The 19,005-nt window shown below is 71.2% G+C and carries 14 protein-coding genes; all 14 read left to right on the plus strand.

Translation table 11 applies throughout. The features are described from left to right. The first annotated feature begins 71 nt into the window (after positions 1-71). Positions 72-818, plus strand: coding sequence for a 3-oxoacyl-[acyl-carrier-protein] reductase (fabG, locus tag ACFVWW_RS10270; protein WP_384179182.1), 747 nt, complete (start codon positions 72-74; stop codon positions 816-818). Further along, complete coding sequence (locus ACFVWW_RS10275) at positions 815-1,594, plus strand: thioesterase II family protein (RefSeq protein WP_386877164.1); 780 nt, start codon at positions 815-817, stop codon at positions 1,592-1,594. The genes fabG and ACFVWW_RS10275 overlap by 4 nt, the downstream gene beginning before the upstream one ends. Before the next feature lie 32 nt (positions 1,595-1,626). Then, positions 1,627-2,562 carry a TauD/TfdA family dioxygenase gene (locus ACFVWW_RS10280; RefSeq protein WP_384179186.1) on the plus strand — a complete coding sequence of 312 codons (936 nt, stop codon included), beginning with the start codon at positions 1,627-1,629 and terminating at the stop codon, positions 2,560-2,562. A gap of 55 nt (positions 2,563-2,617) precedes the next feature. Further along, positions 2,618-3,592, plus strand: coding sequence for a TauD/TfdA family dioxygenase (locus tag ACFVWW_RS10285; RefSeq protein WP_386877166.1), 975 nt, complete (start codon positions 2,618-2,620; stop codon positions 3,590-3,592). Positions 3,593-3,616: 24 nt separating this feature from the next. Beyond that, on the plus strand, positions 3,617-4,573 hold the full coding sequence (locus ACFVWW_RS10290) for a beta-ketoacyl-ACP synthase III (protein ID WP_384179189.1): 957 nt from the start codon (positions 3,617-3,619) through the stop codon (positions 4,571-4,573). Positions 4,574-4,670: 97 nt separating this feature from the next. Then, positions 4,671-4,916, plus strand: coding sequence for an acyl carrier protein (locus ACFVWW_RS10295; RefSeq protein WP_384179191.1), 246 nt, complete (start codon positions 4,671-4,673; stop codon positions 4,914-4,916). Positions 4,917-4,919: 3 nt separating this feature from the next. Continuing rightward, entirely contained in the window at positions 4,920-6,317 is a 1,398-nt protein-coding gene (locus tag ACFVWW_RS10300; protein WP_384179193.1) for a condensation domain-containing protein, read from the plus strand. Then, a complete protein-coding gene (sbnA, locus tag ACFVWW_RS10305; protein ID WP_384179195.1) occupies positions 6,314-7,327 on the plus strand; it encodes a 2,3-diaminopropionate biosynthesis protein SbnA in 1,014 nt (337 codons plus the stop codon). Before ACFVWW_RS10300 ends, sbnA begins: the two co-directional genes overlap by 4 nt. After that, positions 7,321-8,337, plus strand: a complete 1,017-nt coding sequence (sbnB, locus tag ACFVWW_RS10310; RefSeq protein WP_386877169.1) for a 2,3-diaminopropionate biosynthesis protein SbnB — start codon at positions 7,321-7,323, stop codon at positions 8,335-8,337. The genes sbnA and sbnB overlap by 7 nt, the downstream gene beginning before the upstream one ends. A 59-nt stretch (positions 8,338-8,396) precedes the next feature. Beyond that, complete coding sequence (locus tag ACFVWW_RS10315; protein ID WP_386877171.1) at positions 8,397-13,310, plus strand: amino acid adenylation domain-containing protein; 4,914 nt, start codon at positions 8,397-8,399, stop codon at positions 13,308-13,310. 29 nt (positions 13,311-13,339) lie between these two features. After that, positions 13,340-14,257 carry an ornithine carbamoyltransferase gene (locus ACFVWW_RS10320; RefSeq protein WP_386877173.1) on the plus strand — a complete coding sequence of 306 codons (918 nt, stop codon included), beginning with the start codon at positions 13,340-13,342 and terminating at the stop codon, positions 14,255-14,257. Then, complete coding sequence (locus ACFVWW_RS10325) at positions 14,254-15,591, plus strand: MFS transporter (RefSeq protein WP_384179203.1); 1,338 nt, start codon at positions 14,254-14,256, stop codon at positions 15,589-15,591. Before ACFVWW_RS10320 ends, ACFVWW_RS10325 begins: the two co-directional genes overlap by 4 nt. Beyond that, positions 15,584-16,372 (plus strand): ABC transporter ATP-binding protein, encoded by a 789-nt coding sequence (locus ACFVWW_RS10330; RefSeq protein WP_384179205.1) that lies wholly within the window; start codon positions 15,584-15,586, stop codon positions 16,370-16,372. Before ACFVWW_RS10325 ends, ACFVWW_RS10330 begins: the two co-directional genes overlap by 8 nt. A gap of 5 nt (positions 16,373-16,377) precedes the next feature. Continuing rightward, positions 16,378-18,858 carry an ABC transporter permease gene (locus ACFVWW_RS10335; RefSeq protein ID WP_386877176.1) on the plus strand — a complete coding sequence of 827 codons (2,481 nt, stop codon included), beginning with the start codon at positions 16,378-16,380 and terminating at the stop codon, positions 18,856-18,858. Positions 18,859-19,005: the final 147 nt, after the last annotated feature.

Raw genomic sequence — 19,005 nt, forward strand, 5'->3', positions numbered from 1 at the left:
GCTGGAGACCGTATAGGCCACGTATAGCCGCCAAACGCACGCTCGACCCATTCGAACGAATGGAGGGCGGCATGTCCGACCAAGAGGCACAGGTCGCACTGGTGACCGGCGGCTCGCGCGGCATCGGCCGGGCGGTGGCGACCCGGCTCGCGCGGGACGGTTTCGACGTGGCGATCTGCTACCGGTCGGACGAAGCCGCCGCGGAGATGGTGGAGAAGGAGATCAGGGCCGTGGGGCGGCGGGCGCTGATCCGCCGCGTCGATGTCGGCGACCGGACCGAGGTCAGGGGCTTCGTGGCCGACACCGAGTCGGAGCTCGGCCCGGTGTCGGCGGTGGTGACCTCCGCCGGTATCACCCGTGACCGGCCGCTGGCACTGATGTCGGACGACGACTGGGACTCGGTGCTGCGTACCAATCTCGACGGTACGTACAACGTGCTCCGCTCCGTGGTCCGCGCGATGATCCGGCGCCGGTCGGGAACGGTGGTCACCCTCTCGTCCGTGGCCGGGGTCGTCGGGAACGCGGGACAGACCAACTACTCCGCCTCCAAGGCCGGGATCATCGGCCTGACCCAGGCGCTGGCCAAGGAGTTCGGCCGGTTCGGCGTGCGGGCCAACGCGGTGGCGCCCGGGTTCATCGACACCGAGATGGTGGCGGGCGTGCCGGAGGCGGTGGCGAAGGAGGCCCTGACCCGGATCCCGCTCGGGCGGTTCGGTACGCCCGGCGAGGTGGCCGCGCTCGTGTCCTACCTGGCCTCCCCGCAGGCCGAGTACATCACCGGCCAGGTCTTCCGTATCGACGGAGGCATGGCGCTGTGAGTGCTCCGGAGATCTGGTTCCGCAGGTACGCGCGGACGGACCGGCCGCGGCTGCGGCTGGTCTGCTTCCCGCACGCCGGCGGCAACGCCCAGCTCTTCCACGGCTGGCCCGCGCGGCTGCCCGCGGACATCGAGGTGCTCGCCGTCCGCTACCCGGGCCGGCAGGAGCGGCTGTCCGAGCCGTGCGTCGAGTCGATGGACGAACTGGCCGGCCGGATCTCCGAGGCACTCACCCCGTACCGCGATCTGCCGCTGGTGTTCTTCGGGCACAGCATGGGCGCCGCGGTGGCCTACGAGGTGGCGGGGTGGCTGGAAGCGGGCGAGGTGGCGCGGCTGGAGGCGGGCGCGGGCCCGGTCCTGGTCATGCTCTCCGGCCGCAACGCACCGCACCGCACGCCCCGTACGGCCCTGCACCGGGCCGCCGACGAGGTGCTGGTCGCCGGGGTGTCCCGGCTGGGCACCCTGGGCGGCGACCCGTACGCCGTCCCCGAACTCCGCGAGCTGCTGCTGCCGGTGCTGCGTTCCGACTACCGGCTGATCGAGACGTACCACCCGGAGAACCCGGTGCGGCTGCGCGCTCCGGTCATCGCGTACCAGGGGGACCGGGATTACGGCTGCTCCCGCGAACAGGTGCTGGCCTGGCGGGAGCTGACCACGGGCGGCTTCGCCCTGCGGTCCTTCCCGGGAGACCACTTCTATCTCGTCCCCCGGGAGGCGGAGCTGACCGCCGACATCGCCGGGCGGCTGGCGGACATCCCGTCCGGACTGACGATCTGACCACTGACGGCACGACCGAGAGGAGCAGCCCCGTGACGACTTCCGAGACATGGGCGCCACTGGAGATCGAGGCGAAGGGCGAAGGCGGGACAGCCGGGCTGCTGACCCGGCTGGCGGAACTGGAGCTCGGCCTGTCCGGGACTCTGGTGAAGGAGAAGGGGCTCGTCTTCCGCGGGTTCGGCATCACCCCGGACACCCTGGACGCGGCGCTGGACCGGCTGCTGCCGAACCGGCTCGCCTATGTGCACGGAAACTCCCCGCGTACCAAGGTCGGCGGCAACGTCTACACGTCGACGGAGTACCCGCGCGAGTTCACCATCTCCATGCACAACGAGATGAGCTACGCGCACGCCTGGCCGGCCCGGCTGGCGTTCTTCTGCCAGACGCAGCCCGGTGGCGGCGGCGCCACCCCCGTGCTGGACGCCGCCCGCTGGCTGGCCGTACTGGACCAGGAGGTGCGCGACGCCTTCGCCGACGGCGTCCGCTACGTACAGAACCTGCACGACGGCTACGGCCTCGGCAAGAGCTGGCAGGACACCTTCGAGACCTCGGAGCGCGCGGAGGTCGAGGCCTTCCTGAAGAACGCCGGCGCGGAGTGGGCCTGGCGGCGCGACGGCAGTCTGCGCGTCGAGTCCCACCGTCCCTCCACCACCAGGCACCCGGTCACCGGCACCGAGGTCTGGTTCAACCAGGCCGACCAGTGGCACCCGGCGGGGCTCGGCGACGAGACCGCGGCCGAGCTCGCCACGATCCTGTCCGAGGACGAGCTGCCGCAGTCGGTGACCTTCGCCGACGGCAGCGCGATCCCCGCCGAGTACGTCGCTCAGATCCGCGACCGGGGCCTGGAGGCCGCTGTCGACGTCGACTGGCGAGCCGGCGATCTGCTGCTCATCGACAACGTGCTGCTGGCGCACGGCCGCCGGCCCTTCACCGGCGACCGCCGCGTCCTGGTGGCGATGTCCGACTGAGACCCGCCCGCTGCGCCGACTCCCCGAGACTCCCCGACGACAGAGCGAGTTGATCATGACCATCACCTCGGAAGAGGTACCCGCCGGCTGGGCGGGGAGCGGCACCGTACCGGGAGTGCGCCGGCCCGACGCCCCCGGCACCGGGATCCACGGCTACATCGCCGAGCACCGCGCCGAGCTGCGCGAGCTGCTCGCCGCACGCGGCGCGCTGCTGCTGCGCGGGTTCGGGGTCGGCGGCGTGGACGGCTTCGACGGAGTCGTCCGGGCCTACTCCGGTACGCCCCCGCTGGCCTACGCGGAGCGCTCGTCGCCCCGCAGCACCATCAAGGGACAGGTCTACACCTCGACCGACTATCCGCAGAACGAGGAGATCTTCCTCCACAACGAGAACTCCTACCAGGCGGTCTGGCCGCGGACGCTGTACTTCTACTGCGTCGAGCCGCCGGCCACCCGGGGCGCCACTCCGCTCGCCGACATCCGGCAGGTGCTCGGGGCGATCGACCCGCAGGTGCGCGAGGAGTTCGAGCGGCGCGGCTGGCAGGTCGTACGGAACTTCCACGCCGGGTTCGGAGTGCCCTGGCAGGAGGCGTTCGACACCTCCGACAAGGACGCCGTGGTGGCGTACTGCAAGGAGCGCAGGATCGAGGCCGAATGGCGGCCCGACGGCGGTCTGCGCACCACCGCGGTCCGGCAGGCGGTGCACCGCCACCCCGTCAGCGGCGAAGAGGTGTGGTTCAACCACGCCACCTTCTTCCACGTCAGCACGCTCGCCCCGGAGGTGGGTGCCGGGCTGCGCGCGATCTTCGCCGATGAGGACCTGCCCACGAACACCTTCTACGGCGACGGCGCGGCCATCCCGGACGAGGTGACGGACCATCTGCGCGCCACCTACCGGTCGGCGGCCGTCCGCTTCGACTGGCAGCGCGACGACGTGCTGGTCGTCGACAACATGCTGGCCGCGCACGCGCGCGAGCCGTACACCGGGCCGCGGCGGATCGCCGTGGCCATGGCGGAGCCGTCGGAGGTCTGACGGCTCAGGGAAGTTGAGGGAGACATGACCGAGATCTACGGATCACGTATCTCCGGAATCGCCGCCTACCGGCCGAGCCGGCTGGTGTCCAACGAGGAGCTGTCGCCGCTGACGACGGTCTCCCCGAAGTGGATCGAGGGGCGGACCGGCATCAAGACCCGGCACCACGCGAACGACCAGGAGGACCTGGTCACCATGTCGGTGGCCGCGGGCGAGAAGGCCCTCGTGACGGCCGATGTCGACCCGGCCGAGCTGGACCTGACGATCGTCGCCACCGCCACCCGCCGCCGCAGGATGCCCGGCATCGCCCCGGAGGTGGCCAGCCGTATCGGACTGCCCAACTCCGGTGCGTACGACCTGAACGCGGTCTGTGCCGGCTTCACCTACTCGCTGGCGATGGCCTCCAACGCCGTCCGGCTCGGCGAGGCACGCCATGTGCTCGTCGTCGGCGCCGAGCGCACCAGTGACTGGATCGACCCCGAGGACCCCGACACCTTCGTCATCTTCGGTGACGGCGCCGGCGCCGCCGTGGTCTCCCGCTCGCAGGAGCCGGGCATCGGCCCGGCGGTCTGGGGCAGCGACGGCGCGCGGCACAACGTCCTCGGCATCACCGAGAAGGCGGACGGCCGGGAGTACGTCGCGATGAACGGCCCGCTCGTCTACAAGTGGTCGACGGCCACCATGCCGGACGTCGCCCACCGCGCCTGCGCGGCCGCCGGGATCAGCCTGCGGGAGATCGACTGGTTCGTTCCGCACCAGGCCAACAACCGCATCATCAAGACGCTCACCGAGAACCTGGGACTCCCGCCGGAGCGCGTGGTCAACGACGTCGTCGACACCGGCAACACCTCGGCGGCGTCCGTCCCTCTGGCACTGAGCCGGCTCCGCGAGAGCGGCCGCAGCACGCCCGGCGAGAAGGTGCTGCTCCTCGGATTCGGCGCCGGCCTGACGTACGCCGGCCAGGTCGTCCGTATGCCGTAGCCCGGCCGCCGCACAGCCTCTCGACCGCACAGCCGCACCCCGATACACCCGCTCGTCCGCGCACCCGCGCACCTTCCTTCAGCAGAAACGGAACGTCATGACCAGAGACGAACTGACCGCCGAGATCATCAGCCTGACCGTCCGCACCGCGCCGGATCTGGAGGCCGAGGTCACCGCCGAGTCGAGCTTCGAGGAGCTCGGCATGGACTCCCTCACCCGGATCGACCTGCTGGCCGCCGTGGAGAAGAACTTCGGCCAGTCGGTGCCCGACGAGAAGGTCGGCGACCTGCTCCGCGTCACCGACGTCGTCGACTTCCTGACCGCGAGCAAGGCAGGAGTCTGACCCATGGACCACACGGATCCCGGAAGCGGGGCGATGCCCCTGTCAGTGGGCCAGGAGGGGCTCTGGCTGCTCCACAAACTGGCCCCCGACAGCGCGACGTACAACCTCGCGGGCGGTGTCCGCATGGAGCCCGCGCCGGATCCCGAGGTCCTGGCGCGGGCGGTACGTGCGCTCACCGGACGGCACCCCATGCTGCGCTCGGTCTACGTCGAGGCCGACGGTCACCCCCGGAGGCTGCTCCGGAAGCCGGGGGAGATCGGCGAGCTGACCGTACGGGACGTACCGGACGTGGACGACGAGGAGCTGGAGCGGCTCACCGAGGCGGAGGCCGGCAAGCCCTTCCGGCTCTCGGAGGACGGACCGTTCCGCGCGGTGATGCTGCGCCGCCGTACCGACGCGGTGGTGGTGGTCATCACCCACCACATCGCCACCGACGCCATCTCGCAGTGGCTGCTCTGGCGTGACCTGCTGACCGCGTACCAGGCGTACGCCGACGGCAAGGAGCCCGGGTGGTGGCCGGTCACCGCCTCGTACGAGACCTTCGTCGAGACGGAGCGGGCGCTGCTCGACTCGCCCCGGGGAGAGCGGCAGGCGGAGTACTGGCGTGAGCAGTGCGCGGGTTCCGTACCCGCCGAACTGCCCACCGACCGGCCCCGGCCGCTCACACCGGCGAACACCGGCGCCAGCCTGCTGCGCCGGCTGCCCGATCAGCTCTCGGAACGGGTCAGGCGCACCGCGGCCGAACAGGGCGTGTCCCAGTTCGCCCTGGCGCTCGGCGCCCTCCAGGCGCTGCTGAACCGCTGCACCGGCCAGACCGACTTCCTGATCGCCTGCCCGGCCTCGGTCCGCCGGTCCGCGGCCGCCGATGTCGTCGGATATTTCGTCAACCCGCTCATCATCCGGGGCCGGTTCGACCGGGACACCACCCTCAGCGACGCGATGAAGGCGGCCAACGAGCGGATCCGGCAGGCGACGGCACGGGCCACGTACCCGTTCCCGCTGGTCGCGCAGGACGCACCGGTCGCGGGGCCGCTGTTCCGGATCTCCATGACCATGGTGACCACGGACCGCTTCGGTCCCGGCCTGGAGGGGATGGTCTCCGGCGAGCCGATCGAGGTGGCCGGTCTGACCACCACCTATCTGGAGATCCCGCACCTCGAGGGGCAGTGCGATGTGGCGCTGGAGGTCACCCGCGATGTGTACGGGCTGACCGTGGCCCTGCGCTACGACACGGCGCTCTTCGAACGGGACACCGTGGAGCGGCTGTTCGACCAGTTCATCCGCTTCCTGGAGGCCGCCGCCGACGCACCGCACCGCCGGATCGCCCGGATCCCGCTGACGGACGACGCGGAGAAGCGTTCGCTGCTGGCCCTCAGCGGCAGTACCGGCGACGGCTCATGACGCGGCCGGTGCTCCCGGGGATTCTCGACGCCGTCGGCCACACCCATCTGGTGGAGCTGAGCGGGCTGCTGCCCCGCTTCCCCTCGCGGGTGTTCGCCAAGCTGGAGGCCTTCAACCCCGGCGGCAGTGTCAAGGACAGATCGGCGCTGTCGATGCTCCTCGGCAAGATCCGTAACGGCGAGCTGGTGCCCGGCCGGTCCACGGTGGTGGAGTCCAGCTCCGGCAACCTGGCCATCGGAATCGCGCAGATCTGCCGCTACTTCGGGCTGGACTTCATCTGTGTGGTGGACCCCAAGACCACCCAGCAGAACCTGGCCATCCTGCGGGCCTACCAGGTCACGGTCGACATGGTGACCGCACTCGACCCGGACACCGGCGCGTATCTGCCCACGCGGGTCAAGCGGGTGCGCGAGCTGGTGGACTCCACACCCGGCGCGTACTGGCCCAACCAGTACGCGAACCCGCTCAATCCGCAGGCGCACGTACAGACCATGCGGGAGATCGACCAGGCGCTGGACGGCCGGGTGGACTATCTCTTCTGCTCCACCGGCACCGGCGGCACCATGACCGGCTGCGCCCGGTACATCCGTGAGCGCGGGCTCTCCACCACGCTGGTGGGGGTCGACGCGATGGGCAGTGTGCTGTTCGGCGGCCCTTCGGGACCACGGCTGCTCCCGGGGCACGGCGCGGCCGTACGCCCCGAGTTGTTCGACCCGACGCTGGCCGACGAGGTCGTGCTCGTCTCCGACCTCGACTGCGTCGTGGGCTGCCGGACGCTGACGCAGCGCGAGGCCATCCTCGCCGGCGGCTCGTCCGGCGCCGTGACCGCCGCCCTCGGGAAGCTCGCCGACCGTATCCCGGCCGGGAGCAACTGCGTGCTGATCTTCCCCGACCGCGGTGACCGCTATCTCGACACGATCTACTCCGACGACTGGGTCCGCGCCCAGTTCGGCGAGGTTTCGCACCTTTGGAAAGAACCCGAACACACAGGGGCGGTGGGGGCATGCTGATCATCAGGCACCGTGAGGTGGCCGGAGTGCTGGCCGGACGCGAGAAGGAGGTCATCGATCTCGTCGCCGACGCCTACCAGCGGCACGACGAGGGACGCACCAGCCTTCCGCACTCCGTCTTCCTGCGCTTCCCCGGCCGGCCGAGGGACCGGATCATCGGGCTGCCCGGCTATCTCGGCGGAAAGACCGACGACAGCCCCGACGAGGTCGCCGGCATGAAATGGATCTCCTCGTTCCCCGGCAATGTCGCGGCCGGCAGCCAGCGCGCCAGCGCCGCCATCCTGCTGAACTCGCTGGAGAACGGGCATCCCGAGGCGCTCATCGAGGGCTCGCTGATCTCGGCGCAGCGCACCGCCGCCTCGGCCGCGCTCGGCGCCCGGCTGCTCCTCGGCGGCCGCAGGCCGTCCGGGGTCACGCTCATCGGCTGCGGCGTCATCAACCGCGAGATCCTGCGCTTCCTCGCCGCGGAGCGGCCCGAGCTCGGTTCCCTCGCGGTGTACGACACCGACCCGGAGCGCGCCAGGCGCTTCACCGCCGAGAACGCGCGGCTGCTGCCGAACGCGGAGGTACGCCACTGCGCCTCCCTCGACGAGGCGCTCGGCGCCCACGACCTGGTGTCCTTCGCGACCACGGCCGCCACTCCGTACACCGGTCTCGGGGCCTGTCCGCCCGGCGCGGTCGTGCTGCACATCTCGCTGCGCGACCTCACCGTGCCGGCGGTCCTCAGCCAGCACAACGTCGTCGACGACCCCGGCCATGTCTGCCGTGAGAACACCTCACTGCATCTCGCCGAGCGGGAGACGGGCGGGCGCGACTTCATCGACGCCGGTATCGGCGCGCTGCTGCGCGGCACCGCGCGGCTGAACCCGGAGCCCGGCAAGCCGCTGGTGTTCTCGCCGTTCGGCCTCGGCGTCCTCGACCTGGCACTGGCCCGCTTCGCCCGGGACGAGGCACGGCGCAGCGGCATGGGCACCTTGATCGACGGATTCCTGCCGGCGCCCGCTCCGTAGCCGAGCACGCCGGGCCACCACCCCTCACAGCCTGCGAAGTTCACCACTCTGGAGAAGAGATGTCTGTCCCGCTGCCCGAACTGATCGCCCGTCAGGCCGTCCGTACCCCCGAAGCCACCGCGGTCGACGACTCCCAGGGGGCGATGACGTACGCGCGGCTCGACCGGCGCGCGAACCAGATCGCGAGACTGCTCCTGGCCCGCGGCGCCGGCCCGGAGTCACGGGTGGCCGTGTGCCTGCCGCGTGGGCGCGAGCTCGTCGCGGCGCTGCTGGGGGTGTGGCGGGCCGGAGCGGCCTATGTGCCTCTGGACGCGGGACACCCCGCCGAGCGCATCGCCTGGGTGCTCGCGGACAGCGGCGCGCAGACCGTGCTGACCGTCGCCGCCACGGCCGCGGAGTTCGACAGCGCCGTGCCGGGCAACGGCGCGCTGCCGGGCGGGGTCGTCCTGCTGGACAGTCCCGACAGCGGGCTCGACACCATGCCGGAGAGCGCGCCGGAGCCGAGCGGTATCGGCCAGGACCACGCCGCGTATCTCGCCTACACCTCCGGCTCGACGGGCCGCCCCAAGGGCGTGCTCGTCCAGCACGGCGGAATAGCCAACCGGGTGGCCTGGACGCTGAACCGCCAGGAACTGACCGCGGACGACCGGGTGTTGCAGAAGACCGTGCTCACCTTCGACGCGGCGGCGCTGGAGATCTTCGCACCGCTGGCCGCCGGCGGCACCGTGGTGATGGCCCCCGAGGGCGCCGAGTCGGACCCCGCACTGCTGGTGCGGACCGTGGCCGAACAGCGCGTCTCCGTACTTCAGGGCGTGCCGTCCGTACTGCGGCTGCTCGTCGACGAGCCGGGCTGGGCCGAGTGCACCGGGCTGCGGCTGGTCTTCTCCGCCGGTGAGGCGCTGGACGCCGAGCTGTGCCGCCGGCTCAGCGAGCCCACCGGCGCCACGGTGTGGAACACCTACGGTCCCACCGAGTGCTCCATCGACGTCGCCGGCCAGGAGTTCGACCCGGAGCGGCACACCGAGGCGGTGCCGATCGGCCGGCCGATCGACCACATGCGGGTGTACGTGCTGGACGAGGAGCTCGACCCGGTGCCGATCGGCGTGGTGGGCGAGCTGTACGCGGCGGGCATCGGCACCGCGCGCGGCTATGTCGGCAAGCCGGGCCAGACCGCCGAGCGCTTCATACCGGACCCGCACGGCCCCGCGGGCAGCCGGATGTACCGGACGGGCGACCTCGCCCGCTGGCGCTCCGACGGCACGCTGGGCTTCCTCGGCCGGGTGGACCACCAGGTCAAGGTGAACGGCGTACGGATCGAACCGGCCGAGGTGGAAGCCGCGTTGACCGCGCACCCCGATGTCCGGGGCGCCGTGGTCACCGCCGCGCGCGCCATCGGAGGCGGGAAGCGGCTGGTGGCCCATCTGACGGCCGCCAGGCGCATCCCCAGGGACGAGCTGCGCAGCTTCCTGCGCAAGCGGCTCCCGGAGCCGATGATCCCGGCCCTCTTCGTACCGCTGGACGCCTTCCCGCTGACCAGCAGCGGAAAGGTGGACCGCAACGCGCTGCCGGAACCGGTCGCGCCCGGCTCGGCGGAAGCGGCGACCGGCGAGGGGCCCGCGCACATCGAGCCCCGTACCCCCGCCGAGCGGCTGGTCGCGCAGGTGTGGGAGCAACTGCTCCAGGTGGAGCGGGTCGGCGCCCACGACGACTTCTTCGCCCTTGGCGGCTCCTCGCTGGTCCTCACCCGCCTCGCGGACGCGCTGCGCAAGGCGTCCGGGGACGACATCCAGCTGCGCGGCCTCTTCGGCGCGTCCACCGTCGAGGCCCAGGCGCGGCTGCTGGAGGAGGCCAGGCCCGCCGTTCCCGAGGTGGTGCCCGTACGGCGCGAAGGAGCGCTGCCGCTCTCCTTCGGACAGCACCGGCTGTGGTTCCTCGACCGGATGCACCCGGGCAGCGCGGAATGGGTGGCGCCGCTCTTCCTGCGGCTGCCCGCCGGCACGACCGGCGCCGCCGTGCAGTCGGCGCTGGACACGCTGGAGGCCCGGCACGAGGCGCTGCGCACCCGGTACGTACTGGAAGGGGACGAGCCCCGGCAGCTGATCGCCGAGCCGCGGCCGGTGGAGCTGCGGGTGGAGGACGCGAGCGAGGCGGACTTGGAGGAGCTGTTCGGCGAGCAGTTCGGCCGGGGATTCGACCTGGCAGGGGGACCGCTGTGGCGGGCCCTGCTGGTGCGGGTGCCGAAGGGCGGCCCCGTACTGCTCGTGACGACGCATCACATCGCCACCGACGGCTGGTCGACCGTGCTGCTGGAGCGGGAGCTGCGCGAGCTGTGCGCGGCGGCCCTGGAGGACCGCGCGCCGGAGCTCGAACCGCTGCCGGTGCAGTACGCGGACTACGCCGCCTGGCAGGCGGCCCGCTCGGACGACACCGTTCTCGACCGCGAACTCGACTACTGGAAGGCCACGCTGGACGGACTGCCCGAGCTGCGGCTGCACACGGACCGCACCCGCCCCGCCCAGCGTGACGGGCGAGGCGCGGGCGTGCGGTTCTCCGTGCCGGCCGGTCTCGCCGACGCCCTCAGCGGCATCGGGCGGCAGCACGGGGCGACGCCGTACGTCACGCTGCTGGCGGGGCTCGCGGCGCTGCTCTCGCGCCACAGCGGCCAGGACGACTTCGGCATCGGCAGCCCGGTGACCGGCCGGCTCAGGCCGGAGACCCGGAACACGGTCGGCTTCTTCCTCAACTCGCTCGTCATGCGGTGCGATCTGACCGGTGACCCCACGTTCGCGGAGCTGCTGAAGCGCACCAAGAACACGGCGATGGCCGGCTTCGGGCACCAGGAGCTGCCGTTCGAGCGGCTGGTGGACGAGCTACAGCCGGTCCGCGACCTGTCGCGTACCCCGCTGTACCAGGTGGCCTTCGACCTCCAGGACGAGGGAACGACGGCGGTGGCCGCCGACGGTGTGCTGATGGACGCCTTCCAGGGCGCCTGGCGGGTGGCCAAGACCGACCTGACGCTGTTCATCTGGCGCCAGGCGGACGGCTCGCTGGTCGGTGCGCTGGAGTACGCGACGTCGCTGTTCGACCAGGCCACCGTGGAGCGGCTGGCGGACCACTTCGTACGGCTGCTGGAAGGCGTCGCGGCCGAGCCGGACGTCCCGCTGTCGGCCATCGACATCTCCTCGGTTCACGAGCGCCGGCTGCTGCGGGTCTGGAACGACTCCGGGGTGTTGGTGCCGGAGGTGTCGGTGCCGGAGTTGGTGGCGCGTCGGATGACGGAGTCGCCGGGTGCGGTGGCGGTGGAGTGCGGTGAGGAGCGGTTGTCGTTCGCGGAGTTGGATGTGCGGGCGAATCGGCTGGCGCATCGGCTGCGTGAGGCGGGGGTGGGTCCTGGTTCGACGGTGGCGGTGCTGCTGGATCGTTCGGTTGATCTGGTGGCGGCGCTGCTGGGTGTGTGGCGTGCGGGTGCGGGCTTCGTTCCGATGGATCCGGTACTGCCGGAGGGTCGGATCGCGGGGATGGTCGCTGATGCCCGGGTGACGGTCGCAGTGACGTCGTCTGCTTATGTGGAGCGTTTCCCTGAGGTGGCGAAGGTGCTGGTCGGGGAGGATCTGTCGTCGTTCCCGGCGGGTGCGCCCGCTGGTTCGGTGGATCTGGACTCGGTGGCGTACACGATCTTCACGTCGGGTTCGACGGGTCGGCCGAAGGGCGTGCAGGTCTCGCATCGCAGTCTGGTGAATCACATCGACTGGGCGGTGCGGGAGTTGGCCGGTTCGGGTCAGGGTGGTGCGCCGGTGTTCTCGTCGGTGGCCTTCGACCTGGTGGTGCCGAACGTATGGGCGCCGCTGGCGGCTGGGCAGCGGACATGGCTGTGGGACGGAGAGCTGACCGAGCTGGGCGAAAGCCTTGCCGCGGCAGGTCCGTTCTCCTTCATGAAGCTCACCCCAGGTCATCTGGAGGTGCTCTCCGGCCAGTTGTCCGACGCGCAGATCCAGGCGCTCACCTCGCGCGTGGTGGTGGCCGGTGAGGCGCTTCCGGGCGGGCTGGTGGAGCGCTGGCGCGCGCTGCTGGGCGCCGGTCGGGTGATGAATGAGTACGGGCCGACCGAGGCGACCGTCGGCACCTGCGTCTTCCCGCTGGACGAGGCATTCGAGGGCGTGGTGCCGATCGGGCGCCCCCTGCCGAACATGACCATGCGCGTCCTGGACGCGGGGATGCGGCCGGCTCCGGTGGGCGTGGTGGGTGAGCTGTTCGTAGGGGGCACGGGCGTCGCGCGAGGTTATGCGTACCGTCCGGCCGCCACGGCGGAGAGGTTCCTGCCCGACCCGTACGGCCCGGCGGGCGCCCGGCTCTATCGCACCGGTGACCTGGTGCGCTGGCGCGGAGACGGCGCGGTGGAGTTCGTGGGCCGTAGCGACGACCAGGTGAAGATCCGCGGCTACCGCATCGAGCTCGGTGAGATCCGCGCCGCGCTCATCGCCCATCCGCAGGTGACGGACGCCGCCGTCGTGGTCTCCGACGACCAGCGGCTGGTGGCCTATGTCGTCGGTGACGCGGAGGATCTGGCGGAGCGGCTGGCCGGTTCACTGCCCGCGTACATGGTGCCTTCGGTGTTCGTGCGGATCGACAAGGTCCCGCTGACGGCGAACGGAAAGCTCGACCACCGCGCTCTGCCCGACCCGGACGAGTCCGCCGCGGACACCTTCGTAGCGCCGCGCAATCCCACCGAGGAGCGCATCGCCGCCGTCTGGCAGGAGCTGCTGGGCAAGGAGGCGAGCATGCAGGACAGCTTCTTCGAGCTCGGTGGCCACTCGATCCTCGCCGTCCGGCTGATCTCCCGGCTGCAGAACGAGTTCGACCTCGACCTGCCGATGCGGATCGCCTTCGAGAGCCCGACGATCGCGCAGCTCGCCGTGGAGATCGAGGACCGGGTACGGGCCGAGGTCGACGCGCTGCTCAACGACGCGTACTGACCCTCACCGACGACAGGAAGGACAAGCCCATGCGACACCTCATCTCCATCAATGACCTGACCGACGACGACCTGCGCGGCATCGTCGTACGAGGGGCCGAGTTCGCCGCGGGGGCGCGGGAGAAGCCCCTGCGGGACGCGGTCGTCGGCGTCTACTTCCGCCGTACGTCCACCCGTACCCGTACCGCCTTCACCGCCGGCGCGCTGCGGCTCGGCGCGCAGACCGTCACCTTCGGGCCCGACGACCTCCAGCTGAACACGGGGGAGACCACCGAGGACACCGGCAGGGTGCTGGCCGGGATGCTGGACGTGCTGGTGGCCCGTACCGCGGATGCCACCGCGGAGCTGCGGACCTGGGCGGCCGGCGGACAGATGTCCGTCGTCAACGCGATGAGCGCCGAGGAACACCCGACACAGGGGCTGACCGATCTCACCACGCTGTACAGCCACTTCGGCCGGCTCGAAGGTCTCCGTCTGATGTACGTCGGCGAGGGCAACAACAGCGCGGCCGCGCTGGCCCTGGCCCTGACCCGGTTCCCCGGGACCGAGCTGGAGCTGCGTACGCCGGCCGGCTACGGGCTGGCACCTGCCATCCTCGCCACCGCGGCGGAACAGGCCGCGCGCAGCGGATCGAAGCTGACCGAGCGGCACGACATGGCCGTACTGCCCACCGGGCTCGACGCCATCTACACCACCCGCTGGCAGACCACCGGAACCAGTAAGCCGACCGCCGACTGGCGGGACGTCTTCGCGCCGTTCCAGGTCACCGAGCGGCTGTGGCAGGACAGCCCGAAGGCCGTCTTCCTGCACGACCTGCCCGCGCACCGCGGGGAGGAGGTCACGGCCGAGGTGCTCGACGGCCCGGCGAGCATCGCGTTCACCCAGGCCACGCACAAGCTGCACAGCGCGATGGCCGTCCTGGAATGGTGCTGGGCCGACCGCCCATGAGGACCGACGGGCCGAGGCATGCGCTGCCGACGCTCCGCAGCTACCGCGACTTCCGGCTGCTGTGGACCGGTTCGGCGATGTCGGTCATGGCGGAGCGCTGCTCCGGCATGGCCTTCACGCTGCTCGTGCTGTGGCACACCGGATCGAAGAGCGCCGCCGGCCTGGTGGGCTTCGCCTCACTGCTGCCGGCGCTGCTGGTGCAGCTGCCGGCGGGGGTGCTGGTCGACCGCCTGAACCGGCGGCGGGTGATGATGACGTGTCTGATCGTCCGCATGCTGGCTGTCGCCACGGTCGTCGTCTCGCTCCTGGGGGACGAGGTGAGGGTCGCGCACATCGCCGCGGTCGCCTTCATCCAGAGCAGCATGACCGTCTTCTACCAGCTGTCCGAGCGCGCCATGGTCCGCAACGTGGTGCCGTCCAGACAGCTGGGCGCCGCGATGGCGTCGAACGAGGCCCGCTCCCGAGGGGTCAACTTCGTCGGACATCCGGTGAGCGGGGCGCTGTTCGGACTCTCGGCGTGGGTGCCCTTTCTGTCCAGCGTCGGGCTCTATCTGCTCTCCCTGATCACGCTCGTACGGCTGCGGGGGGAGAAGGAGCCGCCGCCCCGGAAGGACAAGAAGCGCCGCTCGATGCGCGCCGATATCGCCGTCGGGCTGCGCTGGGTGTGGGACCGGGCCTTCTTCCGTACGGCGCTGCTGATCATCGCGGGCAGCAACCTGGTCTTCCAGGGGCTCATCCTCACCGTGGCCGTGGTGGTCAGGGAGGACGGCGGAGCGGCGGGGACCGTGGGCCTGATCATGGCGGCCGGCGGTCTGGGCGGACTGCTGGGCGCGTTCACCGGCGGCTGGCTGAACAAGCGGCTGGCGATGCGCCACGTCATGATTCTCGCGCACACGGCATGGGCCTTGGTCATGCCCGCAACAGTCTTTTTCAGACATCCTTTGGCGCTTGGGGCGCTCTTCCTTATAACGTCTCATATAGGAGCCGCTGTTACCGTCTCAGGCATGTCCTACCAGGTGCGTATTACACCCAACAACATGCAGGGGCGGGTCGGCAGTGTCGTCATGCTCCTGGTGTCGGGTGCGAGTTCGCTCGGCGCGCTCGGTACCGGATATCTGCTGGAGGCGGTCGGCACCCGACAGGCGCTGATGGTCGTGTCGGGGGTGATGGCCGTACTCGCCGTCGTGGCGGCGGTTGTCTTCACCCGTCGCGGGGCAGCGCTAGAGGACCAGCAGGACAACGAGCCTCCCGCGAAGCCAGTGCCACTAGCGGCGGACAACGGGTCGCCCGGCGACTCCCTTACGACCATGAGATTGCGGAGAATCGATGGATGACGCGGTGCGGCTCGAGTCGCTGACCAAGACCTATGGCTCCGGCGACAGTGTGACGGTCGCTCTGCGCGAGATCGAGCTGTCCTTACCCAGGGGGAGCTTCACGGCGATCATGGGGCCTTCGGGCTCCGGGAAGTCGACTCTGCTCCAGTGCGCCGCGGGCCTCGACCGGCCCACGTCGGGCCGGGTCTTCATCGACGGTACGGACATCGTCGGGCTGAGCGAGACCCAACTCACCGAATTACGCCGTGAGTCGACCGGCTTCATCTTTCAGTCGTTCAATCTGCTGCCGTCGCTGACCGCCGAGCAGAACGTGGCGCTGCCGATGCGGCTGGCCGGGCGCAAGCCCGACCGGCGAACCGTACAGCAGGCACTCGCCCAGGTGGGCCTTGAGAACAAGGCCGGTAGCCGTCCGAGCCAGCTCTCCGGGGGCCAGCAGCAGCGCGTCGCCATCGCCCGCGCGCTGGTGACCCGCCCCGCCGTGCTCTTCGCCGACGAACCCACCGGCGCGCTCGACCTCAGCACCGGCCGGGAGCTCCTCGAGACCCTGCGGCAGCTGGCCGGCGGCGGCCCCGGGACGGATCCGTACGAGACGCCCGCCGCCGCCCCCGTGGAGGGTGCGGCCCCGCCGACCACGATCGTGATGGTCACGCACGATCCGAACGTGGCCTCGTACGCGGACCGCGTGCTGTTCCTCGCCGACGGCAGTCTCGTCGGCGAGCTGGTCTCGCCCACGCCAGAAGCGGTCGCCGCGCGGATGACGGACCTGGCGGTGTCCCGGTGATCAGGGTGGCTTTCCAGACCCTGCGGGCGCGTTGGGTGTCGTTCCTCGGCACGGTGGTGGCGCTGGTGCTCGGGGTCGCGCAGGTCGCGGCCATGGGCGTACTGCTGATGACCATGCTCGATCTGCCCGACCGGCCCGCGGAGCGGTTCGCGCGGGCGCCGGTGGTGGTGCTGCCCTCCGACCCGACCTGGGATCCTGCCCACCACGACCTCGGAATCCGTTCGCTGGCGGAGGCCAAGGGCGTCTCCCCGGAGCTGCGGCAGAAGGTCGAAGCCACCGGCGGGACCGTGGTGGACCGGTCCTTCTACGCCCAGCTCGAAGGCGGCTCCAAGGACCAGGTGGGCCATCCCTGGCCGGTGGCGCGGTTCGGCGGCTATGCGTTGGCGGACGGCAAGCAGCCGTCCTCCGACAAGGAGATCGTCGTCCCCTCCGACCAGGCGCGCACCGGCGACGAGGTGACCGTGCTGACCGCCGCCGGCGTCGCGCGGTACACCGTGAGCGGCACCGTCCCGCCGGTCGGCTGGGAGGACGCGGTCTTCTTCAGCGATACGGAAGCGGCCCGGCTGTCCCCGCGCGTCGAGGCCCTGGTGGCCCTCGGCCCGGCCGGCACGGTGCGCGAGGCCGTCGGCAAGGACGCCGAGGTGCTCACCGGCAAGGACCGCCACCAGGCGGACGCCAGCGAGGACCAGGACCGCGAGACGCTGGACAACACCATCACGCTGGTGCCGGTGATGGCCGGCGTGGCGGGCACCACCGCGATCTTCGTGGTGGCCTCCACCTTCGCGTTCGCGGTGATCCAGCGCCGCCGCGAGGTCGCCCTGCTCCGTGCCGTGGGCGCCACGCCCAAGCAGGCGCGCAAGATGGTACGGAACGAGGCACTGCTCGTCGGGATCTTCGCGTCGGCCGTCGGCACGGTGCTCGGCCTGCTCGGCGCGCAGCTCCTCGCCGACATGCTCATCGCCATGGACATCTCACCGCCCTGGTTCACGGTCGAGCCCTCGCTGCACTGGACGGTGCTCGCCCCGCTCGCCGGTGCCTTCCTGGTCGGCATCCTGGTGGCGCTCGCGGGCGCGGCCGCCGCCGCACGGCGCGCAGGGAACATCCGCCCCATCGAGGCGCTGCGCGAGGCGGCGGTCGACGACACCGGCATGACGCGCGGCCGGTTCTGGCTCGGCGCGGCCGGGCTGGTCGGCGGTGTCGGATGGACCGCCTGGATCGCCGTCGGTTCCCCGGCCAGTGTCCTCTCGCCCAACACCTATGTCCTCTCGCTGATGGTTCCCGTGCTGGCCGCCGCGGTGCTCGCACCGCTCGCCGTGGGACCGCTCGCCAAGCTGCTGATGGCGCCGTTCAGCCGCTCGTCGGGGCCCACCGCCATGCTCGTACGGGAGAGCGTGCTGACCTCGCGGCGGCGCACGGCCGCCACCGCGGCGCCGGTCCTGCTCACCGTCGGTCTCGCGTTCTCGCTGCTCGCCGCCACCGACTCGCTCGGTGCCGCACGCGACAACGGGCTGCAGAACCAGGTGCGGTCGGAGTACGCGCTCGCCCCCGACGGCACCCCCGGGATCAGCCCGCAGGTGATCGACCGGGTCGCCCGTATCGACGGAGTCCAGATCGCGGCGCCCATCCTCACCACCATCTACACCCATGACGAGGACCGTCTCGAAGAGAACGACGGGCTCGTGGTGGACCCCGCCGCGCTGAAGCGGACGATGGACCTGAAGGTGCTCGACGGCTCACTGGACGACCTGGACGACAACAGCACCGCTGTGGCCGATCTGTGGGGCATGGACGTGGGCTCGACGCTCAAGGTGCTGATGGCCGACGGCCAGGAAGTCGAGCTGCGGATCGCGGCGACCTACAAGGCGATGCGCGGCGAGGACGTCGCCTATCTGCCCCCGCGGTTCGCCAAGACCGCCGGCTACGCCCGCGACGGACTGGCGCGGCGGGCGTATATCTCGCTGGACCCCGGCACCGACCGGGCCGCCGCCACCGCGGCGATCCGCGAGGCGGTCGCCGGCACCGGCGCGAACTTCATGACGAGGGATCAACTGGTCGCCTCGGAGAGCGCGTACGCCCGTCATCTCATCGAGGTGCGGCAGCGCTCCACCGCCGTGATCATCCTGCTGTTCTGCTTCATCGCGATCCTCAACACCCTGCTCATGGCGACCTCCGACCGGAAGCGCGATCTGGCGGTGCTCCGGATGGCCGGGGCCACGCCGAGACAGGTCGTGCGGTTCTTCGTCGCGGAATCGGTGCTGGTGGCCGCCATCGGGGTGGTACTGGCGCTGGTGGCGACCGCGGTCAATCTGGCCGGCCTGTGGGGCGCGCTGCTCCAGCTGTTCGGTGCGACGCCCATCGTGGTGCCGTACGCGGTGGTGGTCGTCGTCGCGGTCGTCTCCACGCTGCTCGCCGTGATCGGCACCGTGCTGCCCGTCGGCGCGGCGCTGCGCGCCAGGACGGTGCAGCTCGTCGGCGCCCGCGAATAGCGCGCCGGCGGCAGAGCCGCGGCTCCACAGCGACACAGCTCCGCAGCAACACAGCTCCACAGCAACACCACTGAGACCCACGCGGTCCGGTCCCGCCCCCCGTCGGGACCGGGCCGCGTGCTGCGTTGTGCCAAAAGGGCCCTGGTA

The sequence above is a fragment of the Streptomyces sp. NPDC058198 genome (assembly GCF_042882605.1).
GTDB lineage: Bacteria > Actinomycetota > Actinomycetes > Streptomycetales > Streptomycetaceae > Streptomyces.